Below are 22,434 nucleotides of genomic sequence, written 5' to 3'. Positions count from 1 at the left end.
TTTTTCATGGTCATCATCGGCGCGCGACATAGCCATGACGCGTGCAAAAGGGAAGTGTCGCTGCAAAGTTGCGGTATTAAGGGGAACTTGTTCGCACTTGCGACAATTTGGTGCACTCCGCGGCTTGTCGCTGGCCCGGCTCGCACGGCAAGGGCTGGTTCAAGGCAAATCCGCAGAGAAGTCTGCAGACCTTCGGAGAACTGGCGTGCGTTCCCTTTTTACCGCTTTCCTGCTGATCGGCGTCAGCCCGATTGCGGCATTCGCCCAAGAGGTGGCCAAGGTGGCGCCGCCTACGGCGCAATTGCCTAACGAGGCTGACGAGGACGAAAACGAAGAGGAAGAACTGCGCAGCGGCGTCGATGCCTCGGGCGAGATCGTCGTCGTCGCCGGACGCATCAAGGGCGAGGTGCAGACCCCTCAGCAGCCGGTCGCCGTGTTCGACGAGGAGGAGATCGCTGCATATGGCGCCGCCTCGATCGACGAACTGCTCGAAGCGATCTCACCGCAGACCGGAAGCGGGCGAGGGCGGGGCGAGGGTCGCCCGGTGATCCTGCTCAACGGCCAGCGCATCTCCAGCTTCCGCGAAATGCGCTCGATCCCGCCCGAGGCGATCCGCCGCATGCAGGTGCTGCCCGAGGAAGTGGCGCTGCGCTTCGGCTATCCGCCCAACCAGCGCGTCGTGAACATCATCCTCAAGGACAAGTACCAGAGCAAGCAGGCTTCGGGCGAGTTCAATTACCCGACGCGGGGCGGATATTCGAACTACGAGGTCGAGGCCGGCACCTTCCGCATCGATGGCCAGCGGCGCACCACGATCGAGGCCAAGATCACCGACACCTCGCTGCTCACCGAAGCCGAGCGCAACGTGATCCAGGACCCTGCGACGGTGCCGACCGTTGCCGGCGATCCCGATCCGGCGCGCAATCGCAGCCTGGCTGCCGCGAGCCGGGTGATCACGCTGGGCGGCACTTCGGCGATGGGTCTGGGCAAGGACGGCTTGGGCGGCTCGCTGACCGTCAATGGCGCCTACACGCGCACCGACACCCGCTCGCTCTCCGGCCTCGACACGGTGCGGCTGACCGCGCCGGATGGCTCCACGGCGCTGCGCAGCCTGGACGATCCGCTGCGCACCCGGGTGGCCTCGGACGCCTTCCAGGCCGGCCTGGCCTACAACCGCCCGCTTGGCAGCTGGCAGCTCACCGGCACGCTGGATGCCGGCTACACCGAAGCGACCACCAAGGTCGACCGTCGCCTGACGTCCGACCAGTTGGCCGGGCTGCGCAACGCCGCAGCCGCGGGCACGCTGGCGGTTGCCGGACCGCTGCCGAGCCTTGCCGACAACGGCTTCGACACCGCACGCTCGAAAGACCTGACCGCCAGCTCGCTGGTGACCGTGGCCGGCAACCTGCTGCGCCTGCCCGCGGGCGAGGCAGCGGCGACCGTGCGTGCCGGGTTCGACTATAGCCGCAGCGACAACCGCGACACCCGCAACGACCTGGGCGCCTTCGTGCTCGACCGCAGCGATGCCTCCGCCGGCGTCAACCTCTCGCTGCCGCTGACCAGCAAGCGCGAGAACGTGCTGGGCGCGGTCGGCGACTGGACGCTGAACCTCTCGGGCGGGCTGGACCATCTCTCCGACTTCGGCACGCTGACGGACTGGAGCGCGGGCCTGACCTGGAACCCCACGAGCAAGCTCAGCTTCCAGGCCAGCTACATCGTCAACGAGGCCGCGCCGTCGCTCAGCCAGCTGGGCAGTCCCAACGTGCTGTCGTACAACGTCAGCACCTACGACTTCACCCGCGGCGAGACGGCGCTGGTGACGATCGTCTCGGGCGGCAATCCGGACCTGATCGCGGAGAAGCAGCGCGACATCAAGCTTTCGGTCAACTGGCAGCTGCCACCGATCGCGAGCTTCCTGGAGCGGTCGAACGTGGTCGTCGAGTACTTCCGCAATCGCTCGAGCGACGTGACGCAGTCGTTCCCGCTGCTGACGCCGGCGATCGAGGCGGCGTTCCCCGGCCGGGTGACGCGTGACGCTTCGGGACGGCTCGTCACGATCGACCGCCGGCCGGTGACTTTCGACGAAATCGCCAGCTCGCGCATGCGCTGGGGCCTGAACTTCGGCGGTCGCCTGGGCAGCGCGGAGGCGCAAGGCGGCGGTCGCGGCGGGCGAGGCGGTCCCATGGGGATGCTGGGCCAGGCGTTGGGACCGGGGGCTGGCGGACCCCCGCCGCCCCCGCCTCCCAGCGGAGGTTCGAACGCGAGCGGCGGCGGTGGTGGCCGGGGCGGGCCTGGCGGCGGCTTCGGCGGCGGACCCGGCGGGCCGGGCGGTCGCGGAGGCCGCTGGAACATCGCGGTCTACCACACCTGGCGCTTCACCGACACGGTGCGCATCGCCCCCGGCTCGGCCGAGCTCGACCAGCTCGACGGCAACGCCATCGGCGCCGGCGGCGTGCCGCGCCACGCCATCGAGTTCGAAGGCGGGCTGTTCAAGAACGGCTACGGCCTGCGCCTCCAGGGCGAGTGGAACGCTCCGGCGCGGGTCAACGGCAGCGGCTTGCCCGGCAGCTCGGACTTGCGCTTCGGCAGCACCTTCGACCTGAGCCTGCGGGCGTTCGTCAACCTGGGGCAGCAGGAATCGCTGGTGCAGAAGGTGCCGTTCTTAAAGAATGCGCGGCTGTCGTTCACCGTCGACAACCTGCTCGACCAGCGCCAGCGGGTGACGGACGAGAACGGCCAGGTGCCGCTGGCGTACCAGGCTGCCTATCGCCAGCCGCAAGGCCGGGTGGTCGGGATCGACTTCCGCAAGATGTTCTAGGGTCAGCGTCGTCCCGGGTTCGGCCCGGGACGACGCGTGCGCTGTTCCCTTTTCGATCCCGCACTCCTAAATCGCGCGCATGCCCCGTACCCCTGCCGGCCGTCCCGATCTTCCCAAAGGCACCGAGCGCTTCCACGAGGAGCGCGCCACTTACACCGTGCGCGGCTCCGACCAGCCCGACCTGAAGGCCGGCGTCGAGGTGATCCGCGACACCGTGCGCACGCTCAAGCCACGCCCCGGCGTCTACCGCATGCAGGATGCCAAGGGCGAGGTGCTCTACGTCGGCAAGGCACGGGCGCTGAAGAACCGGGTGGCCAATTACACCCAGTGGGAGCGCCTGTCCGGCCGCCTGCAGCGCATGGTCAGCCAGACGCGGTCGATGACCATCGTCACCACCAACTCGGAAGCGGAGGCGCTGCTGCTGGAAGCGCAGCTGATCAAGCGCTTCCGCCCGCCCTACAACGTGCTGCTGCGCGACGATAAGTCGTTCCCGTTCATCCTCCTGCGCTCGGAGCACGAGTTCCCGCGCATCACCAAGCATCGGGGGGCACGCAAGGCGGTGGGCAATTACTACGGCCCGTTCGCCAGCGCCGGTTCGGTGAACGTGACGATCAACGCGCTGCAGAAGCTGTTCCTGCTGAGGAGCTGCACCGACAGCTTCTTTTCGCGGAGGGATCGGCCATGCCTGCTCTATCAGATCAAGCGCTGCTCGGCGCCCTGCGTGGGCCGCATCGACCAGGAGGGCTATGCCGAACTGGTGCGCGAGGCGAAGGACTTCCTGGGCGGCAAGTCCAACGCCGTGCAGAAGAAGATCGAGAGCCAGATGGCAGAGGCCGCGCAGAACCTGGACTTCGAGCGCGCGGCCATGCTGCGCGATCGCTTGCGCGCGGCGACGTTCATCCAGGGCAGCCAGGCGATCAACGCCGAGGGCATGGACAATGCCGACATCTTCGCGATGGCCTGCAAGGGCGGGCATGTCGGCGTGCAGGCGTTCTTCATTCGCGGCGGCCAGAACTGGGGCCACCGGGCGTTCTTCCCCACGCACACCGAGGGGCTGTCCGAGGCGGAGATCATGACCGCTTTCCTGGCGCAATTCTACGAGGAGGTGCCGCCGGCGCGCACGATCCTGGTCGATCGCGAGCTGCCCGAGGCGGACCTGCTGGCCGAGGCGTTCCGCGAGGCGGCGGGCGGCAAGGTCGAGATCTCGGTCCCCCAGCGCGGCAACCGGCGCAACCTGCTGGCGCAGGCGACGCGCAATGCGGTGGAGGCTCTGGATCGCCGGCTTGCCGAGCGCGGCACCCAGGCCAAGGTCATGGCTGAGCTGACCGAGTTCCTCGAATTGCCGGAAATCCCGCAGCGGATCGAGGTCTACGACAACAGCCACATCTCGGGCAGCAAGGCGCTCGGAGCTATGGTGGTCGCCGGGCCGGAGGGCTTCATCAAGGGCCAGTATCGCAAGTTCAACATCAAGTCCGCCCAGACCGACGACGACTACGCGATGATGCGCGAGGTCATGGCGCGACGCTTCGGCCGGGTGCTGGAGGAGGACCCAGACCGCGAAGGCGGGACCTGGCCCGACCTGGTGCTGATCGACGGCGGCAAGGGCCAGATGAGCGCGGTCAAGGGCGTGATCGATGAACTCGGCGTCGAGGACATCGCGCTGATCGCCATCGCCAAGGGCCCGCACCACGGGCGTGAGGGTCGCGAGGTGTTCCACTTCCCCGACGGGCGCGAGAAGATGCTGCCGGTGAACTCGCCGCTGCTGTTCTACCTCCAGCGCCTGCGCGACGAGGTGCACCGCTTCGCCATCGGCGCCCACCGCGCCAAGCGCAGCCGCGCGATCAGCGCCTCGCCGCTGGACGAGATCCCAGGCATCGGCCCGGCAAGGAAGCGCGCGCTGCTGCTGCACTTCGGCACCGCGGGGAAGGTCAGGGCGGCCAGCCTCGACGACCTGAAGCGCGCCCCGGGCGTGAGCGTCACGGTGGCGCAGGCGATCTACGATTTCTACCATCCAAGCGGGTAAGGGGTTTTTGCCCCTGCCCAACATGGGGAGGATCCGGGCTGTCCTCCCCGGCACGGGGAGGGGGACCGCGCGCAGCGTGGTGGAGGGGAATCTCGGCATCTCCTGACCTTGCCGGCAAGCGCGGGTAAGGACCCGAGTCCCCACCACCCCTCGCTGCGCGAGCGGTCCCCCTCCCCGGTCCGGGGAGGACAAGGTGCGCTCAGATCCTCCCCTGCAAGGGGAGGTGGCGCGCCTGCAAGGCGTGACGGAGGGGCGTCCCCGCTGGTGGAGTGCGCGACCGAGAGGGTTACACCCCTCCACCACCGCCTGCGGCGGCGGTCCCCCTCCCCTTGCAGGGGAGGATCTGGAAGGCACGGCTGATCCCCCGCTGGCGAGTGCGGGATAACGCCGGGTGAGATCGCGACGTCGGACGTAAGCGGCCGGCGCAGCCCTGGCGCGACAGGGTTGGCTCGCAGCTTCCAGTATTGCGAACGTCCGGCGTGGGAAGGCGTAAGCGCCACCGGCTCGGCCCTGATACGCGAAGCGCCGGCGAGACGGGCTCGCAGCTTGCCGCCGGCCTCTCGGGTGAACGAGAGCAAGGCTTCGCATGGTTGCAGACGCCCGTCTGGAGCGCCGGCCGCAGGTGGTGCGGGCAAGAGCGACAGGCCTGAAAGCCGCTCGTCTGCATCCGACCTGCGAGGCCAAGTAACCGATGTGGTTCTAAATGTCAAGCTCGCAGATCCTCCCCTGCAAGGGGAGGTGGCAGACGCGAAGCGGCTGGCGGAGGGGTGTCACCGCTGCCGGAGTGCTCGACCGAGAGGGTTACACCCCTCCATCACTCACTGCGTGAGCGGCCCCCTCCCCTTGCAGGGGAGGATCTGATTGGCTTCACCCCTGCGCGGCGGCGATCATCTCCTGCACCAGCACGAACTTCTCGCGCGGGGAGCCTGCGCGGGCATTGGCGATCTCGGCTTCCTCGATCCTCTTCCAGTCGCGATAGCGCACCACCTTGAGATCGCGTGCCTGGGCGATTTCGTCGAAGCCTTCGCCCCCACGCTTGCCTGTGCCGGCACCGATGTCCTCCGCCACTTTCTCGATGATCGAGAACCCGTCGGGCCGATTGGTGCCGATCGTCCCGGTCGGCCCCCGGCGCGACCAGCCGACGCAATAGAGACCCGGCCTGATACGGCCCTCGGCGTTGGCGAAGCGGCCGGCCTTTTCGTCGAACGGCACATCCGGAATCGGCGAGGTCTGGTAGCCGATGCAGGCGATTACCAGACCGGCGGGGATCTCGTACGTCTCGCCGGTGCCGACCGCGCGTCCATCCACCAGCTTCGTGCGCTCCACCTGCACCGCGTCCACGCGCTCGGCGCCGGTGATCGCCACCGGCGAGGCGAAGAAGTCGAACTCCACCCGGATCGCCTTTGCCGCACAGTCCTCCGGTGGCCTGGCGGCAAAGGCGCGCAAGTGGGCGACGGACTTGCGCTGGCCGGGATCGAGCGCGGCGTCCTCGCTCTCGTCGGGCAGGTCGGCCGCCTCGACGATCGGGCAGGCGCGGGACAAGTGGCCGAGCTCGCCCAGTTCCTTGGGCGTCATCGCGATCTGGTGCGGACCACGCCGCCCGAGGATGACGATGCGCTCGATCCGCGCCTCCTGCAGCGCGTCCAGCGCATGCGCGACGATGTCGCTGCCGGCGAATTCGTCCTGCGACTTGGCGAGGATGCGCGCCACGTCCAGGGCGACGTTGCCATTGCCGATCACCACCGCGGTGTGGTGCGCCAGATGCGGGTCGAGCCTGGCGAACCCGGGATGTCCGTTGTACCAGCCGACGAAGGCGGCGCTGCCGAAGACGTTGCGCAGCTCCTCGCCCGGCAAGCCCAGCTTGCGATCATGCGGCGCGCCGGTGGCCAGCACGACCGCGTCGTAGAGCGCCTCCAGCTCGGGAATGGTCACGTCGCGGCCGATCGTCACGTTGCCAAGGAACCGCACGTTGCCGGTCAGCGCGGTCGCCTCGTAGCGGCGCGACACGGCCTTGATCGACTGGTGATCGGGCGCGACGCCGCTGCGGATCAGGCCGAAGGGCACCGGCAGGCTGTCGTAGACGTCGACCCGCACGTCGTCGCCCCACTGCTTGAGCGCTGCCTCGGCGGTGTAATAGCCCGCCGGGCCCGACCCCACGATCGCGATGTGCCTCATCTGTCCTGTCTCCCGTGAGGGCGCTGCGGCTCTCGTCCGCAAGCAAGCATAGGGCCGCCAGGCATAGCAAGGTCAAATCGCCGTGGAGAAACGAAGTCGCGACGCGCGACACGGCGAATTGTGCAACAATCCTCGTGACTAGGCGCGCGGCTTAACAGATTGGCAATGGCCCGCAGCGCATGTAGCCGGCATGAAGAGCAGGCGGGCAGCTTCGATCTCCAGGCGTGGACACGCGGACGTGCCGGACGACGTGGCGCAACGCGCGCCCCGGCGCGCGCCAGGGGTATTTCGCCCGCGTCCCGAGGCGGACAGCGGCGAGGACGCGGATCGCCCCACGGTAGAGCGCGCCGCGCAGGATCGCCGCCGTTCCACCCGCATGCGCGCCGCGGCCGCGGCACGCAGCCAGGTGGAGGATCCCTTGCGCCACCTGGTGCCCGCGCGCTGGCGCCTCATGGCGGCTTTTCTGACGCTGGCGTTCGGGCTTGTCGCGTTCAACACCCTCTCGCTTCCGGATCTGATCGGCTTCGTGCTGGCGACTGCGGCCATCGCGATCTGTGCCGCCGCTCCGTTCATCGTGCGCTACCAGGACACGTTCGGACCGATCTGGACGCGCTACGTGATCATGTCGGCGGCGATCACCCTGCCGTTGATCCTGTTCGGCCTGGCGCTGGCGCGTTGGGCGGCGCATGGTCCTGCTTCGGCCTGGGCAAGCAGTATCGCCGCCCTGGTGATGATGACGTTCTACGCCGCTTGCATTCTCGACGGGCGCATCATCCCGAAGATCGCCGCGACCGGCGGGCTCTGGCTGGGCCCATGCCTCTACGGCGGCAACCCGGGAGCCCAGTCGATGATGGCGCTGTGGACTGCGATCGCTGTCGTCATCGCCTATCAAGAGGCTCGCCGGCTTGGCCGCAGGGCCGAGGCCCGCACCGCGCGCGAGCACGAACAGCGCCGGGCCGAGGAACTGCTCGCAGAGTACGAGGAGACCGGGCAGGGCTGGTTCTGGGAAACCGACCGCCGCGGCCAGCTGACCTATGTCTCGCGTCGCATCGCCAAGCTTCTGGGCAAGGACCAGGCCGAGCTCGAAGGACGTCCCTTTACCGACCTCTTCGTGCTCGACCGCCAGGAGCCCGGGCATGAGCAGGAGAGCGAGCGCACGCTGGTGTTCCACCTCTCGACCCGCTCGTCCTTCCACGAGCTGCAGGTCCGCGCCGCGACCCGCGAGGAAGAGGAGCGCTGGTGGTCGATCAGCGGCCGCCCGGTGCTCGACCAGTTCGACAATTTCCTGGGCTTTCGCGGCTCGGGCTCGGACCTGACCGAGACGCGCAAGTCGCAGCGCCATGTGGTGCAGCTGGCGCGCTTCGATTCGCTCACCAAGCTGGCCAACCGCTTCCAGATGGCCGAGTGGCTGGAAAAGATCCTGAGCGCGCCGCGCGTCGAGAACAAGGCCTGTGCGGTGTTCCTGCTGGACCTCGACCGCTTCAAGCAGGTCAACGACACCATGGGCCACCCCGCGGGCGACGCGCTGCTGAAGCAAGTCGCCGATCGCCTGCGCAGCACGGTGGGCGAGGGCGGACAGGTTGGCCGGCTCGGTGGCGACGAGTTCCAGGTCGTGCTTCCCGGGCGCATTGCCCGCGAGGAACTGGCGTACCTGGCGCATCGCATCATCGAGAACCTGTCGCAGCCTTACTCGATCGAGGGCAGCCGGGTGACCATCGGCGCGTCGGTCGGGATCGCGCTCTCGCCCGATGACGGCACGAGCTCCGAGGCGCTGATCCGCAACGCCGACCTGGCGCTCTATGCCGCCAAGGACGGGGGGCGCGGCCGCCACCACTTCTACGCGCAGGACCTGCACAGCGACGCGCAAGAGCGCCAGCAGCTGGAGCAGGACTTGCGCGACGCGATCGCGCACGGAGGCCTGGAGCTCTATTACCAGCCGCAGGTCCGCGTCACGACCGAGAAGATCACCGGGTTCGAGGCGCTGCTGCGCTGGAAGCATCCGCGCCAAGGCTATCTCTCGCCGGCCAAGTTCGTGCCCGTGGCCGAGGAGGCAGGTCTCATCCCGCAGATCGGCGAATGGGCGCTGCGCACCGCCTGCCACGACTTGTCGAAATGGCCGGAAGAGGTGCGCGTCGCCGTCAACGTCTCGCCGTTGCAGTTCGCCAATCCGGCGCTGCCCGCGATCGTCACCAGCGCCATCGCCGCCGCCGGCATCGCGCCCGGTCGGCTTGAGCTGGAGATCACCGAGAGCGTGTTCATGGGCGACGATGCGTCGACCGAGGCGATGTTCGCGGCGCTGAAAGGCGTTGGCGTGCGCCTGGCGCTCGACGACTTCGGCACCGGCTATTCCTCGCTCGGCTACCTGCAGAGCGCGCCGTTCGACAAGATCAAGATCGACCAGAGCTTCGTGCGCGGCGCCACCATGGAAGGCAGCCGCAACGGCGCGATCATCGCCGCGATCGTCAGCCTCGCCGAAGCGCTGGGGATGGAAACCACCGCGGAAGGGGTGGAGACGCTGGACGAGCTGGACCTCATCCGCATGCTCGGCTGCAGCCACGTACAGGGCTACATCTACGAGAAGCCGCTGCCGCCAGCCGCCGCGACGGAACGCCTCGCCAGGGGCCTGACCGCGATCGCGCAAGGCCCGCGCTCGGCCCGCGCGCCGCGCCAGACGATGCTGCGCAAGGTCACGCTGGAGCATGGCGGGCAGGAGTATGCCGGCACCATCCGCAATATCTCGCGCTCCGGGGCGCTCGTCGAGGGCTTGTGGAACGTGCCGACCGGCACCACCTTCGAGGTCCAGCTTTCCGACAGCCTCAGGCGCCGGGCGACGTGCCGCTGGTGCAGCGAGGACCGCATGGGCGTGGGGTTCGACGAGCCCTTGCCGGTCGATGCCAGCGGTGCCGTCTCGTTCACCCCGCCGCGACCGGTGCGCGAGAAGGCCGAAGCGGCGGGCTTGCGCAAGGCAGGCTGACAGCTTGGCGAGTGCCTGCTAACGGCGCGCAATGACCGAACTCTCGCTGATCCGCAATTTTAGCATTATAGCCCATATCGACCATGGCAAGTCCACGCTGGCCGACCGGCTGATCCAGCGTACCGGCGGCCTTTCCGACCGCGAGATGAGCGCGCAAGTCCTTGATAACATGGACATCGAGAAAGAGCGCGGGATCACCATCAAGGCCCAGACCGTCCGCCTGAACTACACCGCCAAGGACGGGCAGACCTACGCCCTCAACCTCATGGACACCCCCGGCCACGTCGACTTCGCCTACGAAGTCAGCCGCAGCCTCGCCGCGTGCGAGGGCGCGCTGCTGGTAGTCGACGCCGCGCAAGGGGTCGAGGCGCAGACGCTCGCTAACGTCTACCAGTCGATCGAGCACGACCACGAGATCGTCCCCGTCATCAACAAGATCGACCTTCCCGCCGCCGAGCCCGAGAAGGTCCGCGCCGAGATCGAGGACATCATCGGCATCGACGCGTCCGAGGCGGTCATGGCCAGCGCCAAGTCCGGCATCGGCATCGACGAAGTGCTCGAAGCCATCGTCACCAAGATCCCGCCCCCCAAGGGGATGCGCGACAAACCCCTCACCGCCATGCTGGTCGACAGCTGGTACGACCCGTACCTGGGCGTCGTCATCCTGGTGCGCGTGATCGACGGCGTCATCCGCAAGGGCCTGCAGGTCAAGTTCATGCAAGGCGGCACCGAGCACCTGATCGACCGCGTCGGCGCCTTCACCCCCAAGCGCATCGACTTGCCCGAACTGGGCCCCGGCGAGATCGGCTTCATCACGGCGCAGATCAAGGAAGTCGAACAGGCCAAGGTCGGCGACACCGTCACCACGGTAAAGGGCGGCGCGACGCAGGCGCTGCCCGGCTACAAGGAAGTGCAGCCGGTGGTGTTCTGCGGCCTGTTCCCGGTCGACGCCGCCGACTTCGAGAAGCTGCGCGAATCCATCGGCCGCCTGCGCCTGAACGACGCCAGCTTCAGCTTCGAGATGGAGAGCAGCGCCGCGCTCGGCTTCGGCTTTCGCTGCGGGTTCCTCGGCCTGCTCCACCTGGAGATCATCCAGGAACGCCTCAGCCGCGAGTACGACCTCGACCTCATTACCACCGCGCCATCCGTGGTCTACCGCCTGACCATGACCGACGGCGGGATCAAGGAACTGCACAACCCGGCCGACATGCCCGACCCGGTCAAGATCGCCGAGATGGAAGAGCCCTGGATCAAGGCGACGATCTACACGCCCGACGAATACCTCGGCTCGATCCTCAAGCTGTGCCAGGATCGCCGCGGCATCCAGCTGGACCTCACCTACATCGGCGGCCGGGCGCAAGTGACCTATGAATTACCACTCAACGAAGTCGTCTTCGATTTCTACGACCGGTTGAAGTCGATTTCGCGAGGCTATGCCTCCTTCGACTACGAGCAGATCGGCCTGCGCGAGGGCGACCTGGTGATGATGAACATCCTGGTCAACAACGAGCCGGTCGACGCGCTCTCCATGATCGTCCACCGCAGCCAGGCCGAAGCCCGCGGCCGCGGCCTCGTCGAGCGGCTCAAGGAGCTGATCCCCCGGCACATGTTCAAGGTGCCGATCCAGGCCGCGATCGGCGCCAAGGTGATCGCCCGCGAGACCATCAGCGCCATGCGCAAGGACGTGACCGCCAAGTGCTACGGCGGCGACATCAGCCGCAAGAAGAAGCTGCTCGACAAGCAGAAGGAAGGCAAGAAGCGGATGCGGGAGTATGGCAACGTCTCTATTCCCCAAGAAGCATTCATTGCAGCGCTTAGGATGGGTGAAGAGTAGAGGAGACCGCAGGCGCCTAAGCGACGTTTGCGAGAGCAAACGGAATCTTAGAAGCCGGTGCGCATAGCGCAGCGGTCGACCCGGCCGGCCTCGCCTCCGGCGAGGTTCGACGTCATGGCGCCAGCCATGAGGGCGGAAGGCCAGCACGCGACGCCAGCGGAAGCTTCGATGCGCTCATTTTGCTGCAGACCTGTGGAAATCTAGATGAGCGTAGCTTTCGAAAGGCAGTTTGCGGTTCAAGACTAGCTCGTTCAAGTAGGCACCGTGCGTTAGCGATTTAAGGGCGGGACAAGCAAGATGGTGGCGAAGGCTCTCACGGACGCGTTAGCGCATTTTGACGCCGCCTCAGTCATCACCAAGGCACTTGCTGGAGCCGCACCTAAAATAGCGAATTCGGTAGCGACTGAAGTTAAGAAGGCACCAGAGCGACTGTCGCAAGCGCTCGGCCTAGCATATACCGATCATCTACAAACGACATTTAGTAAGTGTTATAAGATAAAGACGCTTATCTATCGTGATGAGCCTGTCGAACTTTTGTCGCAATATGTTTCAATAAAGCTACAAAAGGGCCGATCTAAAGTTACAGATAACTATTTAATAGAGAAACTCGACGAGTACAAGAACATCATCGTTCAAGGTAGCGGTGGGTCTGGCAAGACGATGTTCATGAAGTATCTTGCTTTGTCACGCTTCGAGAATCCTCGAGGCAGAATTCCGATCTTTGTGGAACTTAGAACGATCGATTACGCAAGTGGAAAAAGCCTTGAGCAACTAGTTTATGAAGACTCTGCATCAAAAAAAAGTCGTCTGTCTTTTGAGCAGTTTGAAAAGGCTCTTTCTGCTGGCATATTTTTGATTGTATTAGACGGGCTTGACGAGGTTGATCCACAGCACAGAGAAAAGATGCACCGGCAAATTATGAAAATGCCGGAGCGCTATCCTGAAAACGTCTTGATTTTGTCTTCCCGCGAGGATCCAGCACTCGATGGTTGGACACAGTTTTATAACTTTAGCGTTCTTCCGCTTGATAAGCGTCAAGTATCATCTGTCATACGAAAAATTGAGTTTGACAAAGCGATTAAGCAGAAGTTCTTAAAGGACCTTGGGTCGGGCTTGTATGAAAAGCATCAAAGCTTCCTAACAAATCCACTGTTGGCTACTATTATGCTGCTGCGTTATGATCAATTCGGAAACGCCAGCCACAAAATTCATATTTTCTATGATCAAGCTTTTGAGGCTCTCTTTTTTAAGCACGATATATCAAAAGGGGTTTACGAGCGAAAGCGCTACACTGATATTGCGGTAGATGAATTCAAGCGGTTGTTTTCGGTTTTCTGTTTCTCAACATACGCTAAGAATAAGTACGCGTTTTCTAGACAAGAGATAATAAGCTACATCGATAAGGCATCAAAATACTGCGGCATCGTGGTGAGTTCGCAGTTGATTCTTAAAGACTTGCGCGAGAGTGTATGTATAATACAAGAAGAAGGGCTTCTGTTCACATTTGTGCATAGATCATTCCAGGAGTACATTGCTGCCCTATTTGTATCCAATTATCGAGGGGACAGATTAGAAGAGTATACATTAAGCATAATGTCTTCTCAAGTGACTGAAAATGCTGGTAGTATACTCAAGGATATGGCTCCTATAGCTGTTCTCAAGCACTGGGCTCTTCCCAAAGTACGATCACTTGTCGATGGGACTAAGGTATTCGATGGAAGTTCAGATCCCGCTTTGTTCATAACAAACGTCTGTGGTGATTTATTTTTTGAAACCGCGTGGGAAGTCCGAGGATATGGGATTGGATCACTTGGCCGCGACATACTAAATCTCAATCGGTTCTATGAGCTCGGGCTTACGGTTTTTCTCAAATCTAACCTACTTTTTGGCTCCAAAGATGATCAAAAAGCGATTGAGTCGAAAATTGACCCTGAGAAGTTAAGTCATTATCGGCAAAGGATTAGGCAATTGAATGCACGTGAAGGTGTCATAAATTGTCGGTTTGATCAAGAAGATAACTACTGGCTAGTTCACACAAACATTGTCGCTGTTATGGATGAGCTTTGTTCAGCAGCGGAAAGCGCGAAGTTACAACTGGAGGCACAGTTGAAGGCTTATGAAGTTGCAGATGAAGACTTGATTTAGGGTAGTCTACTCACAAGTTCCGCAAACATCGTAAGACACTTCAGTAGTCTACGAAGATACCATCATCTCAATTAACCCCAACGCCACCACCGGGTCAGCATCCACCATCCCCAGCAACGTCCGCGCGGGCGCGTCCGGCAAGCGCCGGTGCTGCTCCCAATCGCGCACCGTCGCCACCGGCACGCGCAGCTTCTCGGCAAACTTCGCCTGGCTCAGCTTCGTCTTGGCGCGGATCGCCTTCACGTCCGGCCCGGCGGCCACGCGGCCCTTGGTTGTGTCCCCGTCCGCATAGGCGATAGCGTCGGCGAGGCCGCTCGCGATCTTGTCGAATGCTGTGCTCATCTTCGTCGGTCCTTGACCATCGGGCCGGCCTCAATCGCCAGCGCCGTTCACTTCGCGCCCAAGCTTTTTCGCAGCGTCGCCGTCAGCGAGCGGAGCGCGTTGCGCTCGCCTTGGGTGAGGTTCGCCTTCTCTCCCTTGCCGAACACGGTCAGCAGGAAGACCGGTATGTCGCCGCCACCGAAGTACCAGACGACGCGGTAGCCGCCGGACTTGCCTTTGCCGCGACCGGCGAGCCGCGCCTTGCGGACGCCGCCGGTGCCTTGCATCACGTCGCCACCTTCGGGATCGGTGGCGATCAGATCGACGGCCGCGGCCCGCTCGTCCTCGGCCATGCCCGCGTCTTTCGCAGCGCGCAGGTAGCTTTCGGTTTCGATGACGGTCTGCATCTACGCATCTATGTACGGCATTGCCGTACGATATTCAAGGGGCGCTATTGTGGTGCACAGAGCGCGAGCCTTCTAAGCTTGTGCGCTTTCGAGACGGCAGGCCGCTCACTCCTCCTCCTCCTCATCATCATCCTCCTCATCCCGCCAGCTCAACCGCGGCGCGCAGTACGAGCGCGCCGTGTCCATGTCCCCGCCCAGCTCTTGCGTCCGCTCGCGGATGTGGGTCGGCAGGTTGGCCTCGTTGGCCATCAGGATGGCGCCGGCGTCGAAGTCGGGGGCGAGGGGGTCGACCTCCAGTTCGGCCAGCGACAGCTCGTTGCGCTGCGCGCGCAGGGCGAGGCGGAAGGCCAGGTAGTAGCGCAGCGTCTCCGGGTTCATGTCCTGCACCCATTGGGTGTGCAGGCCGGCGATGCGCTGGTCGAGCCGGTCGGCGATCGCGTCCGGGGCCTGCTCGCGGGCGGCCTGCTCGGTGCGCTCCTTCTCCCATTCGGCGCGCCACTCGCGCTTGAGGCGCTTGAGGCTCGACTGGCTGGCGGCGTCGAGCGTCTGCACGCTGTCGGCGGTGAAGCGGTGGGGCGCGCGGTTCCTCAGGAGGAACATCAGCAGCGCATCGTTGACGACGCGGCGGGTGCCGATGAGCTTGCCGTAGGAGTAGACCGGCTGCTCGACGCCGTGAAGGGCGCGCTCCATCGCCACGTCCTCCAGGCGCTGCACGCCCAGGCTGAGCGCGGCCTCCCAGGCGCGGCGGAAGCTGGTCGCCTCCGGGTGGCGGCGCAGGAGGTAGGCGCCCTCCGGCGTCATGTTCACCGCGTGCGCGGCGTGCTTGACGCTGCCGGTGTCGGCCAGCGCCTCGATGAAGCCGCGCTGGCGCTCGGGCGTCCAGCCGTCGTGGCGGGTGGTGAGGCGCGGGACGGGGGTGAAGGCGGGCAGGGTCTGGCGCTTGCGACGGCGCTTCGGGTCCAGAGGGGGACGGGACTTGTCGATCATGGGGGCGGCGCTCCTTGCGGGCAGAGGGCGCGCACCATGGCTCGGGCGATGGTGTGTAGGAAAGTTCTTTGTTTGTTCATGCGCTTGGTGCCGAAATGTCGCACGTGTGAGTCTTGTGAGTTGACGATCAGGGAAAGTACTGAGATAGGAGAGGCTCAGAATTCCTGTGATGTGAGGGCAATCGTCATGAAGAAGTTGATGCTGGGTTTGGTCGTGGGAACGACCCTGATGTCGTCCGCTGCCATGGCGGGTGAGCAGCGCCCCACCTACATGGCGTTCTCGGCTCCGGCGGCCGCCAACGTGGCGAGCGCCCAGGCTGCGGTGGCGACGCCCTCCGTCGCCAAGCGCGACAAGAGCTTCGGCACGCTGCCGATCTGGGTGCCGATCGTCGGCCTGATCGCCGTGGTCGGCCGGATCGCCGCGGTGAGCGGCGGCGGCGACAACAACGGCAGCCCGGGCTGATCGAGACGGGGCTCGGCTGCGGCCGGGCCCTCTCGCTAGCGAATCACGAACGCGCGGTACTCGCTGGAGTGCCGCGCGTTCTTGCGTGGGTGCGGTTCGTTCGGGGGCGCGGTTCGTCCGGGGAGGGCGCCTCAGGCGCGCAGGCGGATGACGCTGGCCCGGGCGCGCTGGTCGTCGATGAAGGCGCGCACCTCGGCGCCGTCCATCGGCCGGCTGAGCAGGTAGCCCTGGATCTGCTGGCACCCCTCGCGCCGTAGCACGGCCAGCTGCGAGGGTTCCTCGACCCCTTCCGCCAGCGTCTCGATCCCCAGCGCGTCGGCCAGCGTGGTGATCGCGCGGATCACGGCATGGGCGTTGCCGGTGGGGGCGATGTCCTGGACGAAGCTCTGGTCGATCTTCAGCTTGTTGAACGGGAACAGCCGCAGGTGGCCGAGCGAGGTGTAGCCGGTGCCGAAGTCGTCCAGGGTGATCCGCACGCCCAGGCCTTGCAGCGCGTGCAGCGTCTCCAGCGTCTTCTCGACATTGGCGGCGAACGCGCTCTCGGTGATCTCCACCTCCAGGCGCTGCGGCGGCAGGCCCGAGGCGGCGAGCGCATGGACGACCATCGCGGGCAGGGCGGGGCTGAGGAACTGCTTGGCCGAAAGATTGACCGCTACCGACAGTGGCTCGGGCCAGGCCATCGCCTGCCGGCACGCCTCGCGCATCACCCACTCGCCGATCTGCATGATGAGGCCGGTTTCCTCGGCGAGCGGGATGAAGTCGCCCGGCGCCACGAGCCCGAGCGTCGGATGCGGCCAGCGCACCAGCGCCTCGAACGCGGTCAGCCGCTCCTCGGAGAGGCTGTAGAGCGGCTGGAAGTGCAGCGCGAACCCGCCGTCGCGAATGGCGGCGCGCAAGTCGAGCTCCAGCTGACGGCGCATGCGCGCGCGCTCGTCCAGCGCGGTCTCGAAGAAGTGGTGGCCGGCCTTGCCTTGCTGCTTGGCGCGATAGAGCGCGAGGTCGGCGTTCTTCAGCAGCACGCTGGCCTCCGCCCCGTCCTCCGGCGCGACGGCGATGCCGATGCTGGCGGACGTCTCGGCCTTGCGTCCGTCCAGCACGATGTCGCGCGCGAAGCAGCCCTGCAGCCGCATGCCGAAGGCGGCAAGGTCGGCGCGGGCGGGGATCGCGGGGATCATCGCGGCGAACTCGTCCCCGCTCAGCCGCGCGATCACTCCTTCGGGCAGCTCGGCCTGGAGCTGGCGGGCGACATCGCACAGCAGGCGGTCGCCTGCCGCGTGGCCGAGCGTGTCGTTGACCATCTTGAAGTCGTCGAGGTCGATATAGGCCACCAGCACGCGCGCACCGTCGCGCCGGCGGGCGAGCGCCTGGTCGAGCTGCTCGACGAAGTACTTGCGGTTCGGCAATCCGGTCAGCGCATCGTGCAGCGCCACATGGGTGATGCGCCGCTCGCGCGCCTCGATCGCATCGACCATGGCGTTGAAGCTTTCCGCCAGCTTGCCGATCTCGTCGCCGCTCTCGACCTGGACGTGCGCCTTGCGGCCGCGGCTGACGCTGCGGGTGGCGCGCAGCAGGTCCGCCAGCGGCGCGGTGATCGTGCGCGCGAGCGCGATGCCGAGCGCGAGGACGACCATCAGCTCCGCGGCCCCGATCACGAACAGCAGCAGGCCGGACTGGCTGACGGTGGCGCCGATGGCGTCGCTGTCGATGCGCATGATGCCGACGGCAAACAGCACCACCAGCGTCCCGACCAGCATGCCGAACAGCGACGCGAGGATGACGGCGATCCGCGCGCGCAAGCTGCCGAAGTGCAGCGTCGAGCGCTCGCGGCTGACGCGGCCGTCCTCGTCGGCACTGCCCGTCTCGGGAGGCGGAGAAACCTTGGGAAGGATACGACGCGGCATCGGCATGACTTAGGAGCCGCCAGTTAACAAGGTCTCAAGTTTCGGCGGGTGACCTCCGGTCCGAAAGGGCAAACCGCACGTCATGGTAACCATGCTTGGGCAGTATAGCCGAAGAAAGCCTGCAAGACTGGCAAGCAGATGCTTGGGGCGTGGTTAACCATCTTTCTCGTGGCGGCGCGCGCCGATCGCAGGCATGGGCGGCGTACCGGCGATGGTAGCGAGGAGAGTGGTCGTGGCGATCGAAGTCAGCACGCATGTTCATGGCGCAGTGGCCGAGGTCCGCTTCGCCAAGCCGCCGTTCAACTATGCCTGCCCCGAGCTCCTGCGCCGGATCGCCGATGCGCTCGACCGCTTCGATGGCGAAGATGCGGTGCGCGCGACGGTGCTCGTCGCCGAGGGCAAGGCGTTCTGCGCGGGCGCCGATCTGGCGGGCGACGAGTCCATTGCCGGGGAGGCCGGCATGGACGCGATCGGCGGTCTCTACGTGCAGGCCGAGCGCCTGTTCCGCCGGGTCAAGCCGATGGTGGCGGCAGTGCAGGGCGCGGCGATCGGCGCCGGGCTGGGGCTGGCACTGGCGGCGGACTTTCGGGTGGCAGGTCCGGCGGCGCGGCTTTCGAGCAACTTCGTGCGGCTGGGCTTCCATCCCGGCTTCGGCCTCACGCACACCCTGCCGCGCTTGCTGGGCCCGCAGCGCGCGGCGTGGATGATGCTCTCGGCCGAGCGGGTGAAGCCGGACGTCGCGCTGGCCTGGGGGCTGGTCGACCGGCTGGCGCAGGCTGGCGACGAGCGCGCGGTGGCGCTGGCCATGGCCGCGGAGATCGCCGCCAATGCGCCGCTGGCGTTGAAGGCCGTGCGTGCGACCGCCAACGCCGGGCTTGCCGATGCTGTCGCCGCGGCCATGCGACACGAGCATGCCGAACAGACCGCACTGCGACCGACCGCGGATTACGCCGAGGGCGTGGCGTCGGTCTTCGAGCGGCGGGAGGCGCGTTGGCTGGGGCGTTGAGGAAGCGCCGCCGACAAGATCCTCCCTTGCAAGGGGAGGTGGCGCGCGGCGTCAGCCGCGTGACGGGGGCACCGCCAGAGTGGTTTGCGAACGATAGAGTGACACCCCTCCACCACTCGCTACGCGAGCGGTCCCCCTCCCCTTGCAGGGGGAGGATCCTGGTTTGGGCTTTGATCGCGGGCATCTTCGGTTTGGGCGCAGTCCCGGGTTCAATCAGGGCAACGAGGTCGGCGCACGGTGCAATCGAGGGCGACTGGCAGCGCATTGCGGGCCGTACTCGCCAACCTGCTCCACACGAGTAAGCGCTCGGCGATAGCTCACGACCATAGCCCCACGCACCCCCCTCGGATCCTCCCCTGCAAGGGGAGGTGGCGCGCGGCGTCAGCCGCGTGACGGAGGGGTGTCACCGCCTGCGGAGTGTGCGAACGATAGAGTGACACCCCTCCACCATCAGCCTGCGGCTGACGGTCCCCCTCCCCTTGCAGGGGAGGATCTTGCTTGGGCTTTGATCGCGGGCGTCTGCGGTTCCCGGCGCAGTTCCGCGTTCAAGCCCGCCAGCAGGTCGCCATGCGCGGTGTTGTCGAGGGCGGCTTGCAAGGCGCGGTAGCGGTCGAGCACGCGCCGGCCGGCATCGGACAGCCGGGCGTCGCCGCTCTTGGCGCGGCCGGGCGAGGTTTCCACCAGGGGCTCGCGCCAGCAGCGGTTCATCGCGTCGACGAGGAGCCAGGCGCGGCGATAGCGCATGTCCATGGCCCGGGCCGCGCCCGAGATCGAGCCTTGCGCGACAATGGCGTCGAGCAGGTCGGCCTTGCCCGGCCCCATGGCGATCTCCTCGCCGCACAGCAGCTGGATCTTGAGCTTGAGAGAGTCCGCTTCGGCCATGTCGTCAGCATTGGCCTGCATGGTGCAAAGGGCAACGCCCGCAGCGTACGGCATGTTCGCGCGGACGGTAGGATATACCGGACGAATAGCAGGTCGCTCGATCCACGATGACCGATGCTGCCGAAGAGCCGCCAAGCCCGCGACGTTTAACGGCTATTTGACGTCTTCCGATCAGAGTGTCCGGAACAAGCCAAGTGACTCCGCGTTCAGGATGTAGAAACAAAGGACGCCGACGTTAGAGGATGTGAGATGAAGGCCATCAACGATTTCAGAGGTTTCGCCGCCACTGCCGAAACCGTTGCCGCAAACGACCGCCGCCCGCCCTTCTCCAGGGCTCATGTTCAGCCGCAGCTGCAGATGCACAATGCGCGTGGTTTCGTGCTGGCCGTCGCGATGAGCGCGGCATGCTGGGCCGGGGTCGCGCTCGCGTTTCTGCTCTGATCAGGCGCCGGGGTCCAGGCTCCGCAATCTAGCTGCCAAGATGCGCGCCGGTTTCGCCGACCGGCGCAGTTTCCCAGCCCCCGGCGGTCGCAATCATCAGCCGTGCCGCGTTCTGGTACTGGCGCGCCCGCGTATCCACGAGCGAGCGCTGTGGACGTTGCGAGGCCCGGCTCGCATCCAGCACTTGCAAGACCCCGCTGTTGCCCACCTGGAAACTGCGCCGCGAAAGGTAAAGCGAACGCTCTGCGATCTCAGCGGCCGCTTGCCGTTCCTCCAGTTCGCGATCGTCGGTGCCTAGCGCAGACAGCAAGCCGGCGACCTGTGCGAACGCCTCCGTCACCACTTGCCGATAGTCTGCCACCGCGGCACGTGCGCCCGCTTCGGCACCGCGCTTTTCGGCTTTGAGTGTGCCGCCGTGGAAGATCGGCGCTGTCAGTCCCGCGAACACGTCGAACGCGTTGAAGTTGCTGCCGACCAGGTTTCCCGGCTTGGCCGCGGACTGGGTCAGCGATGCGCCAAGCGTCACGTCGGGATAGAGCGCGGCGGTGGCGCCGCCGATCTCGGCGGTAGCGGCATGGAGGCGCGCCTCGGCCTCAAGGATATCCGGCCGCTTGTGCACCAGCTGCGAAGGCAGCGCGACCGGGATCGTTGACGGCAGCGCGAACTGCGCGAGCGAGAAGTCGGCGGGTCCGAGCTCGGCCGGCGACACGCCGAGCAGCACCGAAAGCATGGCGCGGCCCTCGGCGATGTCCTGTTCCAGCGAGGGCAGGTCCGGGCGGTCGAGGGCCAGCTAGCTTTGCGCGGCCAGCACTTCCACCACAGTGCCGGCGCGCTTGTTCCTGGTCGCTGGGAGGCTCCACCTCCGGCGACCTCTCCAAGGCCATGGCGCTTTTCGCGTTCATCGATTTTTTCCTGTCCCGGTTCGACGGGCGATACTAAGCTAGGCTAGCATCGGCAAGAGGCCATGGGGAGAGTGACTGTGGATCGGGTTTTGGCCCTGCAGGGCGTGCACAATTTTCGCGACTACGGCGGCTATGCGGTGGTCGGCGGTGGCCGCCTGAAGCGGGGCGCGCTGTGGCGCTCTGGCCAGCATCATGGCGCCACCGACGCCGACCTAGAGGCGATCGCCGCGCTGGGCCTCGCCGCCGTGTTTGACTTGCGCTCCGGCCGGGAGCGCAGCAGCCACCCGTGTCGCCGGCCGATCGGTTTCGCCGCCCGGATCCACCATGCGCCCGACCCCTCGCCCGATGCCGCAAGGGTCAGCGCGCCGCACATCGCCGCTGCGCAGACTGCCCGCCAGCGCACGCCCGAAGGCACGCGCGAGGGGCTGCGGCGCAACTACGAGCGGATTGCCTTTCGCCCCGAGCTGCAGGACATGACCGCGCGGCTGATCGATGCCGCCGCGTCCGGGCAGGGGCCGACGCTGGTGAATTGCATGGCCGGCAAGGACCGCACCGGCGTGGCCGTGGCGATGCTGCAACTCGCCGCGGGCGTCCACCGCGACGACGTGGTCGAGGACTACCTGATGACCAACACCGCGGGCGATGTCGAAGCCCGCATCGCGTCCGGCATGGAGACGATCCGCGCGGTCACCGGCCAGGTCGACGAAGCCTCCCTGCGCGTGCTGATGGGCGTGGAAGCGGAGTACCTGGAAACCGCCTTCGCCGCGATCGAGCGGGACCATGGCTCGATCGACGCGTACCTGGAAGCAGCCCTCGGCGCGGACGGAGCCAAGCGCGAGCGGCTGCGGGGCGCACTGGTGGAGTGATACCCAGCACCGGTCGTGCGTTCAGGTTTCACCAAGCGGGGGATATCGAGCCGTCAGCTAATGGGCGTCTTGTCGATTTCCGGATGCTCAAGCAGGCCTGCGACCGGGAACTTGATCAGAGCCGCCTGTCCCTTCTGGCGGCTCCGAACTGACGAAGTCCCTGCGCTTCTTTGCCGCCGTTAGTGTGCGCTCTTCAAGGCCTTAGAGCCCGTTTGCTAAAAGGTTGAGCGACAGCGGGTTGCGTGATTCAAGCTCGGGATGTGGACCCGAGCGAGCCGTGGCCGGATGGC

At 65.8% G+C, this 22,434-nt stretch carries 16 protein-coding genes; 9 read left to right on the top strand and 7 right to left on the bottom strand.

All coding sequences use genetic code 11. From position 1 onward, the window contains the following. The first annotated feature begins 205 nt into the window (after window positions 1–205). Both HNO88_RS16965 and uvrC read left to right on the top strand, forming a co-directional pair. Window positions 206–2,818, top strand: a complete 2,613-nt coding sequence (locus tag HNO88_RS16965; protein ID WP_312857102.1) for a TonB-dependent receptor — start codon at window positions 206–208, stop codon at window positions 2,816–2,818. Between the two features lie 79 nt (window positions 2,819–2,897). Then, on the top strand, window positions 2,898–4,841 hold the full coding sequence (uvrC, locus tag HNO88_RS16960; protein WP_184248293.1) for an excinuclease ABC subunit UvrC: 1,944 nt from the start codon (window positions 2,898–2,900) through the stop codon (window positions 4,839–4,841). Window positions 4,842–5,708: 867 nt separating this feature from the next. Here the strand turns inward: uvrC and HNO88_RS16955 are convergent. Then, complete coding sequence (locus tag HNO88_RS16955) at window positions 5,709–7,016, bottom strand: FAD-dependent oxidoreductase (protein WP_184248290.1); 1,308 nt, start codon at window positions 7,014–7,016, stop codon at window positions 5,709–5,711. 190 nt (window positions 7,017–7,206) lie between these two features. Between HNO88_RS16955 and HNO88_RS16950 the strand changes: the two genes are divergently transcribed. The 3 genes from HNO88_RS16950 (at window position 7,207) to HNO88_RS16940 (ending at window position 13,969) form a co-directional block, all read left to right on the top strand. Continuing rightward, a complete protein-coding gene (locus tag HNO88_RS16950; protein ID WP_246381922.1) occupies window positions 7,207–9,990 on the top strand; it encodes an EAL domain-containing protein in 2,784 nt (927 codons plus the stop codon). A 31-nt stretch (window positions 9,991–10,021) separates the two neighbouring features. Continuing rightward, complete coding sequence (gene lepA, locus HNO88_RS16945) at window positions 10,022–11,824, top strand: translation elongation factor 4 (protein WP_184248287.1); 1,803 nt, start codon at window positions 10,022–10,024, stop codon at window positions 11,822–11,824. A gap of 297 nt (window positions 11,825–12,121) precedes the next feature. Then, window positions 12,122–13,969, top strand: coding sequence for an NACHT domain-containing protein (locus HNO88_RS16940; RefSeq protein ID WP_184248282.1), 1,848 nt, complete (start codon window positions 12,122–12,124; stop codon window positions 13,967–13,969). A 48-nt stretch (window positions 13,970–14,017) separates the two neighbouring features. Here the strand turns inward: HNO88_RS16940 and HNO88_RS16935 are convergent, their stop codons facing one another. From HNO88_RS16935 to HNO88_RS16925, 3 genes are all read right to left on the bottom strand, one after another. Further along, complete coding sequence (locus HNO88_RS16935) at window positions 14,018–14,311, bottom strand: helix-turn-helix domain-containing protein (RefSeq protein ID WP_184248279.1); 294 nt, start codon at window positions 14,309–14,311, stop codon at window positions 14,018–14,020. A gap of 47 nt (window positions 14,312–14,358) precedes the next feature. Beyond that, entirely contained in the window at window positions 14,359–14,697 is a 339-nt protein-coding gene (locus HNO88_RS16930) for a type II toxin-antitoxin system RelE/ParE family toxin (RefSeq protein ID WP_184248275.1), read from the bottom strand. Window positions 14,698–14,802: 105 nt separating this feature from the next. Continuing rightward, complete coding sequence (locus HNO88_RS16925; RefSeq protein ID WP_184248272.1) at window positions 14,803–15,684, bottom strand: hypothetical protein; 882 nt, start codon at window positions 15,682–15,684, stop codon at window positions 14,803–14,805. Window positions 15,685–15,870: 186 nt separating this feature from the next. Between HNO88_RS16925 and HNO88_RS16920 the strand changes: the two genes are divergently transcribed. Beyond that, entirely contained in the window at window positions 15,871–16,146 is a 276-nt protein-coding gene (locus tag HNO88_RS16920; RefSeq protein WP_184248269.1) for a hypothetical protein, read from the top strand. A gap of 131 nt (window positions 16,147–16,277) precedes the next feature. Here HNO88_RS16920 and HNO88_RS16915 read toward each other — a convergent pair whose 3' ends face one another. Next, window positions 16,278–18,047: a putative bifunctional diguanylate cyclase/phosphodiesterase gene (locus HNO88_RS16915; RefSeq protein WP_184248266.1), complete on the bottom strand. Its 1,770-nt coding sequence runs from the start codon at window positions 18,045–18,047 to the stop codon at window positions 16,278–16,280. A gap of 232 nt (window positions 18,048–18,279) precedes the next feature. Here HNO88_RS16915 and HNO88_RS16910 point away from each other — a divergent pair, with 232 nt between their 5' ends. Further along, entirely contained in the window at window positions 18,280–19,053 is a 774-nt protein-coding gene (locus tag HNO88_RS16910) for an enoyl-CoA hydratase/isomerase family protein (RefSeq protein WP_312857101.1), read from the top strand. A gap of 450 nt (window positions 19,054–19,503) precedes the next feature. Here HNO88_RS16910 and HNO88_RS16905 read toward each other — a convergent pair whose 3' ends face one another. After that, the gene (locus tag HNO88_RS16905) at window positions 19,504–19,935 is read right to left on the bottom strand and encodes a winged helix-turn-helix domain-containing protein (protein ID WP_184248471.1); all 432 of its coding nucleotides are present in this window, start codon (window positions 19,933–19,935) and stop codon (window positions 19,504–19,506) included. A gap of 249 nt (window positions 19,936–20,184) precedes the next feature. Between HNO88_RS16905 and HNO88_RS16900 the strand changes: the two genes are divergently transcribed. Next, entirely contained in the window at window positions 20,185–20,376 is a 192-nt protein-coding gene (locus HNO88_RS16900) for a hypothetical protein (protein ID WP_184248263.1), read from the top strand. A 28-nt stretch (window positions 20,377–20,404) separates the two neighbouring features. Here the strand turns inward: HNO88_RS16900 and HNO88_RS16895 are convergent, their stop codons facing one another. Continuing rightward, on the bottom strand, window positions 20,405–21,106 hold the full coding sequence (locus tag HNO88_RS16895; RefSeq protein WP_246381920.1) for a TolC family protein: 702 nt from the start codon (window positions 21,104–21,106) through the stop codon (window positions 20,405–20,407). 249 nt (window positions 21,107–21,355) lie between these two features. Between HNO88_RS16895 and HNO88_RS16890 the strand changes: the two genes are divergently transcribed. Beyond that, window positions 21,356–22,144: a tyrosine-protein phosphatase gene (locus tag HNO88_RS16890; protein ID WP_312857100.1), complete on the top strand. Its 789-nt coding sequence runs from the start codon at window positions 21,356–21,358 to the stop codon at window positions 22,142–22,144. Window positions 22,145–22,434 lie beyond the last annotated feature (290 nt).

It is taken from the genome of Novosphingobium chloroacetimidivorans, assembly GCF_014204535.1.
GTDB classification, from domain to species: Bacteria; Pseudomonadota; Alphaproteobacteria; order Sphingomonadales; family Sphingomonadaceae; genus Novosphingobium; species Novosphingobium chloroacetimidivorans.
The sequence above is the reverse complement of the archived record's forward strand: the minus strand, read 5'-3'. Positions and strand labels throughout refer to the sequence as shown.

Excerpts from the sequence above, each read along its gene's own strand:
- HNO88_RS16900 (WP_184248263.1), top strand. The coding sequence starts at position 20,185 with ATGAAGGCCATCAACGATTTCAGAGGTTTCGCCGCCACTGCCGAAACC.
- HNO88_RS16950 (WP_246381922.1), top strand. The coding sequence starts at position 7,207 with ATGAAGAGCAGGCGGGCAGCTTCGATCTCCAGGCGTGGACACGCGGAC.
- HNO88_RS16920 (WP_184248269.1), top strand. The coding sequence starts at position 15,871 with ATGAAGAAGTTGATGCTGGGTTTGGTCGTGGGAACGACCCTGATGTCG.
- lepA (WP_184248287.1), top strand. The coding sequence starts at position 10,022 with ATGACCGAACTCTCGCTGATCCGCAATTTTAGCATTATAGCCCATATC.
- HNO88_RS16935 (WP_184248279.1), bottom strand. The coding sequence starts at position 14,311 with ATGAGCACAGCATTCGACAAGATCGCGAGCGGCCTCGCCGACGCTATC.
- HNO88_RS16955 (WP_184248290.1), bottom strand. The coding sequence starts at position 7,016 with ATGAGGCACATCGCGATCGTGGGGTCGGGCCCGGCGGGCTATTACACC.
- HNO88_RS16905 (WP_184248471.1), bottom strand. The coding sequence starts at position 19,935 with ATGGCCGAAGCGGACTCTCTCAAGCTCAAGATCCAGCTGCTGTGCGGC.
- HNO88_RS16895 (WP_246381920.1), bottom strand. The coding sequence starts at position 21,106 with ATGCTTTCGGTGCTGCTCGGCGTGTCGCCGGCCGAGCTCGGACCCGCC.
- HNO88_RS16930 (WP_184248275.1), bottom strand. The coding sequence starts at position 14,697 with ATGCAGACCGTCATCGAAACCGAAAGCTACCTGCGCGCTGCGAAAGAC.
- uvrC (WP_184248293.1), top strand. The coding sequence starts at position 2,898 with ATGCCCCGTACCCCTGCCGGCCGTCCCGATCTTCCCAAAGGCACCGAG.
- HNO88_RS16925 (WP_184248272.1), bottom strand. The coding sequence starts at position 15,684 with ATGATCGACAAGTCCCGTCCCCCTCTGGACCCGAAGCGCCGTCGCAAG.
- HNO88_RS16915 (WP_184248266.1), bottom strand. The coding sequence starts at position 18,047 with ATGCCGCGTCGTATCCTTCCCAAGGTTTCTCCGCCTCCCGAGACGGGC.
- HNO88_RS16940 (WP_184248282.1), top strand. The coding sequence starts at position 12,122 with ATGGTGGCGAAGGCTCTCACGGACGCGTTAGCGCATTTTGACGCCGCC.